We start from the raw sequence: 255 nt of genomic DNA, 5'->3' as shown, positions 1-255 counted from the left end.
GAGTCGTTCCTGCACCGGCCCGCGTTTCTGGCCTTTTCCCACGCCGGTGGCGGCGTTCACGGGCTGGTCCGGCGCATCGCCCAGGGCGAGTCCGGCAAGCGCCTGACCCGCTATCGGATGACCCTGGGGCCGCAGCTGGCGTACCTGGCCTATCGGATCAACCAGCGCATCTTCCAGCACCTGAGCGTGCCGCAGATCGTCGCCCAGGTGCTCGAGGAGCACGGCATCCTCGCCGGCGCCTACCGCTTCGGGCTG

1 protein-coding gene is annotated in these 255 nt (G+C 69.8%); it reads left to right on the top strand.

Annotated features, from left to right (window positions below; genetic code table 11):
• The coding region (locus QMX85_RS23515; protein WP_282344967.1) for a contractile injection system protein, VgrG/Pvc8 family at positions 1-255 on the top strand (255 nt) is incomplete at both ends.

The sequence above is a fragment of the Pseudomonas sp. PS02288 genome (genome assembly GCF_029959715.1).
GTDB classification, from domain to species: Bacteria; Pseudomonadota; Gammaproteobacteria; order Pseudomonadales; family Pseudomonadaceae; genus Pseudomonas_O; species Pseudomonas_O kuykendallii.
The sequence above is the reverse complement of the archived record's forward strand: the minus strand, read 5'-3'. Positions and strand labels throughout refer to the sequence as shown.